General features: G+C 44.3%; 3 protein-coding genes. 1 reads left to right on the top strand and 2 read right to left on the bottom strand.

Going from position 1 to position 8,718, the window contains the following annotated elements; all coding sequences use genetic code 11:
* Positions 1–332: 332 nt before the first annotated feature.
* Together CHU92_RS03470 and CHU92_RS03475 are read right to left on the bottom strand one after the other, a co-directional pair.
* Complete coding sequence (locus tag CHU92_RS03470) at positions 333–2,462, bottom strand: M3 family metallopeptidase (protein WP_094412647.1); 2,130 nt, start codon at positions 2,460–2,462, stop codon at positions 333–335.
* A gap of 28 nt (positions 2,463–2,490) precedes the next feature.
* Positions 2,491–3,390 carry a NifU family protein gene (locus CHU92_RS03475; RefSeq protein WP_094412645.1) on the bottom strand — a complete coding sequence of 300 codons (900 nt, stop codon included), beginning with the start codon at positions 3,388–3,390 and terminating at the stop codon, positions 2,491–2,493.
* Positions 3,391–3,688: 298 nt separating this feature from the next.
* Here CHU92_RS03475 and CHU92_RS03480 point away from each other — a divergent pair.
* On the top strand, positions 3,689–8,718 hold a 5,030-nt coding region (locus CHU92_RS03480; RefSeq protein WP_129582997.1), incomplete at its 3' end, for a choice-of-anchor L domain-containing protein.

The raw sequence follows: 8,718 nt of genomic DNA on the forward strand, positions 1-8,718 counted from the left end.
TGAGTGCTATGTTTAATTTCAGGGTGTTTCCCGTTTTTTCAAAATAGCGCCAATGGCAAATGCGTGGTTTTTCCCAGGCTTTTGATTGATTATTTGTCACAAATCCGGGTTCTCTTATCTATCCCTACCCATAAATCCTGCCGGTCTATTAAGTGCTGTATGGGGTGGGTAAACCTGGCCGTAATATTCAAATTTTGAAAGAACCAGCTAAAAAAATAACGCCAACCTCTGTATTGGTCTTTTGGGTGAACTTGCCAAAATTNTACCCAAGCATTAGCGCATCCCGGCAGGCTACAGCCAGCACATTTCTTAATCCTGATTATTTTCCGCCCTTACGGCCTCACTACATCCAGGCCCCGCTTAGAAAGCAGAGGCTGTATGGATGGCTCGCTCCCGCGGAAATTAATATAAAGCTGCATCGGGTCGGCAGTACCGCCACGCTCAAGGATATTCGCCCGGAAAGACCTCGCGGTTTCACGGTCAAATAAAGATTTTGATTTAAACGCATCAAAAGCATCGGTATCCAGTACGCCCGACCAGATATAGCTGTAATAGCCGGCAGAGTACCCGCCCGAGTAGATATGGGTAAAATAGGTGCTGCGGTATCTTGGGATTATTGCATCAATAAGGCCAATGTTCTTCATGGCTGTATTCTCAAAATCAGTGATAGTACCGCCTATCGGGTCGGTTATAGTGTGGTAGGCAAGGTCAAGGTACGCCGCCGCCAGGTACTCAACAGTAGCAAATCCCTGGTCAAATGTTGCTGATTCCTGTAATTTTTTGATGAGTCCATCAGGTATCACTTCCCCTGTTTTGTAGTGCCTGGCATACATTTTCAGTACTTCAGGTTCGGCTGCCCAGTTTTCCATTATCTGCGAAGGCAGTTCCACAAAGTCAGTGAATACGCTTGTCCCGGCAAGGCTTTCGTAATTAACATTACTCAGCAGCCCGTGCAGTGCGTGGCCAAACTCGTGGAAGAATGTTGTGGTTTCATCAAAGGTAAGTAACGCAGGGGCATCACCCGTAGGCTTTGAGAAATTGCATACTATTGATATTACAGGCGCTTTTCGCTGCCCTTTAATCATTTGCTGCTTGCGGTAGCTGGTCATCCAGGCGCCGCCGCGTTTTGAGGCCCTGGGGTGCATATCCATATACAGGATGCCCAGGTGTGTGCCGTCTTTCTCCATTACTTCCCACACACTCACATCCTCATGATAGGCAGGCACATCAGTAAGCTGGCGGTACTTCAGCCCATATAGTTGTTCCGTTACCATAAATATGCCGTTGCGTACATTATCAAGGCTGAAGTAAGGCTTGATTTCCTGCTCGTCAAGGTCAAAGCGCTGTTTACGGATCTTTTCAGTGTAATAACGCCAGTCATAAGGCTGCACATTTTCTTTTATGCCGTCGGCAGCCATCATTTTCCGTATATCCTGTTCTTCGGCCCTGGCTTTGGCCAGCGCAGGTTTCCACAGTTCATCAAGCAGTTTATAAACATTTTCAGGAGTTTTAGCCATGCGTTCTTCCAGCACAAAAGCGGCATGGTTTTCATATCCCAGCAATTTGGCCTTTTCGGCACGCAGGCTTGCCAGCCGTGCTACATTTTCATTGTTGTTATAAGGGTTTGTATTCCTGCCGCGGTTTTGGTAGGCTGTCCATATTTTTTTGCGCAGTTCACGGTTGTCAGCATACTGAAGAAACGGCATAACGCTGGCGTTCTGCAGCGTAAAAGCCCACTGGCCGTCTTTGCCGCGGCTCCTGGCTTCTTCTGCCGCCGCTTCAACCAACTCAGGCGGCAGCCCGGCAAGGTCTGTTTTATCTTCAACCAGCAAAACATAATTGTTATTTTCAGCAAGCACGTTTTCGCCATACTGAAGCGACAGTACCGAAAGTTCCCTGTTTATTTCCCTCAGGCGCCCTTTATCGTTATTGCTGAGGTTGGCTCCGTTGCGCTGGAAAGCCTTATACTTACGCTCTAAAAGTTTGGCCTGCTCTGCCGTGAGGTTTAGTGATGCCTGTGCTTCCCATACAGCTTTAACGCGGGCAAACAGCTTTTCGTTAAGGAAAATATTGTCATTGTTTGCTGAAAGGTCAGGCGCTACGTCTTTGGCAATTGCCTGCAGTTCCTGATTGGTATTGGCAGAGTTGAGGTTGCTGAAAATAGTGTTAACGCGGATAAGCAGCTGCCCTGCATTTTCAAACGCCACAATAGTATTTTCAAAAGTCGGCTTATCCGGGTTGTCGGCAATAGCTGCTATTTCCTTTTCATGAATTTTAATGGCTTCCAGCAGGGCGGGTTTAAAGTGCGCGTTCTTAATCAGGTGGAAGGGCGGAACTTCATAAGGTGTATTAAACGGTGCCAGCAGCGGATTGTGTGTTTCCGGCGCTTCAGTTTTATTCATGGTAGTGCATGACATAAGAAATGTTGCTGTTAATGGTATTATCAGGAATCTTTTTTTCATGTAGATTATATCATTTTTAAGCCACACATCAGGTATTAATGGCTTCTACTTTGATCTCATTATCGTTGAGCATATCCTTCAGCATGTTTTCAATGCCGCTCTTCAGTGTAAATGTTGATGAAGGGCATCCGCTGCACGCACCCTGCAAAATCACTTTAACGCGCTTTTCATTTTCATCATACGAGTCAAAGGCTATATTTCCGCCATCGCCCTGTACTGCCGGTTTTACATATTCTTCCAGGATGTTAATGATGCGTTGCGATGTAGGGTCGAGCGAGTCAAAATAGGCTTCCTGTTGTTTCTCTGCCTGTGGCATTTTCTGCACCAGCGATTCGTCAATTACAGTATTGCCTGCTTCTATAAAGTTTTTAATGAACGAGCGTATTTCGGCAGTGACCTCGTCCCATTCGGTAACAGCATATTTTGTTACTGATATGTAATTTTCGTCAATGAAAACCTCCTTCACAAAAGGAAAAGTAAATAGCTCCTTTGCCAGAGGTGAAGCGGCTGTTTCATCAATATTTTTAAATTCGGCAGATGTCTTCGTAAGCAGTTTGTTGCATACAAATTTCAGCACAGCCGGGTTCGGTGTTGTTTCCACATAAATTGTTGCCGGAACTTTTTTGTTTACCTGTATTTCCTGTTTCAGGATTTCGCCCCCTTTATTTACAAAATCTTCAATCTGAGAGGCAACATCATCCTGGACGTCCTGCCATTCTACTATCGAATAGCGTTCAACAGCAATAAAGTTTCCCGAAATGTAAACAGTTTTTACAAAGGGCAGGAAGAAAAGCTGCTTGGCAAGTGGTGAGGCGGCTGTTTCATCAATGTTCTTAAATTCATAATTGCCGCTACGGGCAATAAAGTTGCTGAACTCAAATTTTATGATATTAGGGTTTTGTGTAGGCCTTATTGTTACTTTTTCCATGAGTATAAAAATTAATTAGCAAAGGTAAGGTAAAATAAGCAAATCACTGGCAAGTGGGATGTTTGGCTTTTTATAACAGCTAATAATGAAAAAGTTATAAATTAATGCTGAAGGTAGGGAAAATGGTGTTACAATTGTTAATGGATATAACTTTTTGCCATGCTACATATTAAATATGCGTTAGTAACATATGCGTTAAGCATCAATTTTGTGATAATTTAAAATTTAACAAACAATCTTTTAACGATTAGTTATATTTGACTGCCTGTTGATGCAACTATACTAAAATAAACTTGCTATGATAAGATCATTACTCGCTATCATTCTGTCGTTGGTTACCTTTGGCTCTTATGCACAGTCTGATGTTGTTTGGTTCAATACCAACCCATCTATGAATTATGTACCCAATGAAACGCTTACGTACAACATTATAATTACTAATAACGGGCCGGATCCTGAACAGGTCACAGTAACAAACCCATTGCCGGGATTTACGTTGAATCCCGGTATTATAAGGTTTTCATGGTCTTCCAGCACAGGGCTCTCAGGCAACAACCAGGCCCTTAACAGTACTGTTACCATAAATGCGGGGCAGACCATAATTTTCACGGTTACCATTCGTATACCCAGCGGCTTTAATGGAAATTTACCTGCACCACAGGTAACCTGGTCCGAAGATACCAATATTATAGTTAACAATACCAATAACCAAGTAAGCTATACACCAGGCACTACTACGGTGTATACACTATCAGTTACTAATGCCGGACCTGCGATAGCACAAAATGTAGCGGTGAGCAACCCTGTCCCAGCGGGAATAACAACATTCTCATGGACAGGCAGCAACGGGACCTCCGGCACCGGCGCCCTGGCAGATGTCCTGGCATCGTTAAACGTAAACCAAACTGTTATTTATACAATTACTGCAGACATACCGGCCGGATTTACAGGGCTGCTTACAAGTACTCCAAACGTGGTTATTAACGGCCCGCAAACGGATCCTTCGCCGGCGTGTAACTGTACCGATACCGACTACCTTGTGAATACTGGGGCTGATATTGTGGTGGTGAACACCAATAATCAGGCTGCTTATGCTCCTGGAGCGGTTACTTATACGGTTACAGTAACCAACAACGGGCCTGAAACTGCCCAGAATGTTGTGGTTACAAATCCTATACCTTCCGGAATTACCGCCTTCTCCTGGACGGGATCTAACGGTAGTTCGGGTACAAATACTGCCCTTAACAACACTATTCCTACACTTGCTGTTGGGCAGACAATTACCTACACGATAAACCTTACAGTACCCACCGGTTACAGCGCATTGTTCCTTACCAGCACGGCAAGTGCGGTAAGCAGTACAACTTTCGATCCGGACAGCAGTTGCCCACAATGTACTGACCAGGACTACAGGGCATCATCAACAGCCGATGTTGTTGTAACTAATACTGACGGGCAGGTTTTTTATACTAATGGGCAACCTAACGTATACACAGTAACGGTTACAAATAATGGGCCTAATTTTGCAACGAACATACAGGTACGCAACCCTGTTCCTGCCGGTATTCCGGCATCTGCCATGACCTGGACGGGGAGTAACTCGTCTTCAGGTACAGGCGAACTTGTCAATAACATAAATTCTCTTGCAGTTGGGCAAACCATAACATATACCGTTACTATTCAGGTGCCTGTTACATTTACAGGTAATCTTGTAAATGAGGTTATTGCTACCAGTTATGCCGATCCCAACCCTGCATGCACACAATGTATTGATATTGACATTAATGATGACCCTGAGGCGAATATTGTGGTCACTAATACCAATGGGCAGGATATATTTACGCCTGGTGGCTCATCTGTATATACGCTTACGGTTACCAATAATGGCCCGGCAGTAGCCCAAAATGTTGTAGTTTCAAATCCTATACCTGCAGGAATTACTTCATTTACATGGAGCGGCAGCAATGGAAGTTCAGGTACTAATACCAGCCTTACAGATAATATAGCATCGCTTGCTGCAGGTCAAACGATAACATATACTATTAACCTAGCTGTACCGGCAGGTTATTCAGCCACTTCGGTAGTAAGTGCGGCATCTGTGACCAGCACTACGCTCGATCCTGTGCCGGCTTGCCCTGCGTGTACTGATATAGATTATAACCAGCCTTCGGCTAATATTGTAGTGACACAAACATTGAATTCCGGGACACAGTTTACTCCCGGAAATACGGCAATTTATACGGTAGTTATTACCAATGAAGGCCCCGCAAATGCACAAAATGTGAATGTACAGGATGTACTGCCTGCAGGTATAGCGGCTTCCTCAGTGACCTGGTCATCCAGTGATGGTAGCGCCGGCACAGGTGCCTTAGCCGATATAATACCAACCCTTGCAGACGGTGAAAGTGTTACATATTATATATACGTTCCGGTGCCTTCAGGCTATAGTCCTTCCCAAAACCTTGTACACCAAATAAATATCACCAGTCCTACTCCTGACCCGGATGTGAGTTGCCCCGGCTGTACCAATACTGCTACCCCTAATCTTAAAGCTGACTTAAATATAATTAAAGATAATGGACAGACCACTTATGTGCTGGGCGAACCTGTAATGTACACAATAACTGTTACTAATGCGGGGCCAAGTGATGCGTATAACGTACTGGTGACTGACCCTATATCATTAAATGTTCAGAATATGACCTGGTACGGGAATGGTGCTGGTGGCCCGGGGTCTATGTCCAATACTATAAATGTACTTCCGGCGGGGCAGTCGGTACAATACATTGTACGGTTTGATGTACCTGAAACACATCCTTTTGATAACCTTATAAATACTGTAACAGTTACATCCAATACACCGGATCCAAATCCCGCCTGTCCCCGCTGTACCGATATTGATACGCCAAGGGGAAGATTCGTTACGGCTGCACAAAACCTATACACGAACCGGGAATTAGTAGAAGATGTACTTATAGGCGCTGGTTGTTTAGTGAGTAATATATCATGGAGCACAGGGCCTACTGCTGATAAAAACGGAATAGCTTATTTTCACAGGAATAATTCAGATTTTCCGGTTAAGGAGGGTGTAGTGCTGGTATGTGGCTCAGCCGTTACACCGGTAGGCATTGCCGGGCCTAACCCTGGGGCTCCCGGAGGTGTAATGTCTAATAACCCGGGCTGGGCTGGTGATCCTGATTTGATTCCTTTTCTCCAGCCTGATGAAAATATTACCAATGATGCTACATCAATTCAATTTACATTCACGCCGCTTAAAGATGAAATAAGTTTTAATTTCCTTATGGCATCAGAAGAATATAGCTACAATAATTTTGAATGTAATTTTTCCGATGTTTTTGCATTTATATTAACAGACCTTACAGCGGCTTCAGCCCCTCAAAATATAGCATTGGTTCCTGGAACTAATACACCGGTAAGGGTTACCAGTGTTCATACAGCAACACCGGGTTGTGCAGCGGCTGCAAACCCGCAATGGTTTGGTCAGTATAACTGGCTACCGCCCGGTTCTCCGGCCACTATACCTAAGGTTAATGCCAATGTGGCACCCATAAACTTCAACGGGCACACAGCAAAAATGGAAGCACGTGCCGATGTGGTGCCGGGACACCAGTACAGGCTGAAACTTGTAATAGCCAATGAAGGCGATAATCAGCTAAACTCTGCCATTTTCCTTGAAAATGGTTTTGACCTGGGCCAGGCAAGGCTTCCGGAAGACCTTTCTTTTGCTAACGGTACAGCATTGTGCGCAGGAACAGTATATGATCTTTCTGTGCAGTCACAAGGGGTTAGTTATACATTCGAATGGCTTCGAAACGGGCAGCCCCTGCTTAATAATGCTAACCAGCCCATCACAACACCTACAATACAAATTACTGAGCCGGGCCGCTATACAGTCATAGCCACTACAACGGCAACTCCTGTTTGTGAATTTCGCGATGATATAATTATTGACTATACCCCTCCGATAGGTATCCAGGATCCTTCTGGGTACCAAATTTGCGCAAACACATCAAACTCTTATACCTTTGACCTTACACAAAAAACAAACGAAATACTTAACGGGCTTGATCCTTTTGTTTATCCGCTGGCATATTACGCTACACTTGCCGATGCTGAAGCATCATTCCCCGCACTTTCAGATTCCGAAGCCGCAAACTATACAGTAACAGGCCCTGGCACCGTATATGTACGTGTCGATGATATCACAAACGGCTGTTATATAATCAGGCCTATAACTATTGGAATAATAGACTGTAACCTTCAATTGCCTGTACCACAGCCAATACATATTTGCGAGGCTGCGCCCTATGATGATTTTGAGGTATTTAATCTGACAATAAGGAATAATGCAATTTTAGGTACTTTAAACCCTGCAGAATATACAGTTACTTTCCATGCTACACAGGCTGATGCTGCCGGGGGTATTAATGCTGTGCCTTCACCTGTGGCTTACAACAGCTCTGATGCTACAGTTTATGTAAGGGTGCAAAATAATTCCAATCCATTGATATTTGGTACTACATCTCTACAACTCATTGTTTCGCCCCAGCCTGACATCCAGCAAATTAATGATGTTGAAGCCTGCGGAAGCTATACATTGCCACCGCTTGTTTCAGGGAATTATTTTACAGGGCCTTCAGGTACAGGTGTACCAAGATTTCCTAATGATGTTATTACAGCTTCGCAAACCATGTATGTGTATGATATACAAGGGACTGCTCCTTACACTTGTGCAGATGAGGAAACTTTTCAAATTACCATAAATGCCGCCCCTGTTGTAGACGAACCTGCTAATGTTACGGCGTGCAGTAGTTATCAGCTTCCTTCCTTAGCAGTCGGTAATTATTATACTCAGCCTGGCGGAACAGGAGCGCAACTTTCCGCAGGGGATATTATTACAACAACCCAAAATATATATGTATATGCCCAGTCAGGTACGACAACAATATGTACTGATGAATCCCAATTTACGGTCACTATAGTAATACCACCTGTTTTAGGTACTGCTACGCCGGTAGAAGTGTGTGACGATAATACTGATGGCATTGCTTCTTTTAATCTTTCCGGTGCAGTATCACAGATATTGAATGGACAGACAGGCCTTACGGCTACAATACACCCTACTCAGGCTTCTGCAGAAACTGGGACGTCCGCATTGCCTTTTCCACAATATTCTTCTGCAACCGCCACAATATTTGTTCGTGTCGTGGCTACGGGTTCTAACTGTTATTCTATAGCTCCTGTATCACTCATAGTGAAACCCCGGCCAGTTATTCCATCACTTACGCCTATATCGTTGTGTGATGA

It is taken from the genome of Flavobacterium cyanobacteriorum (genome assembly GCF_002251835.1).
Lineage (GTDB): Bacteria > Bacteroidota > Bacteroidia > Flavobacteriales > Flavobacteriaceae > Flavobacterium > Flavobacterium cyanobacteriorum.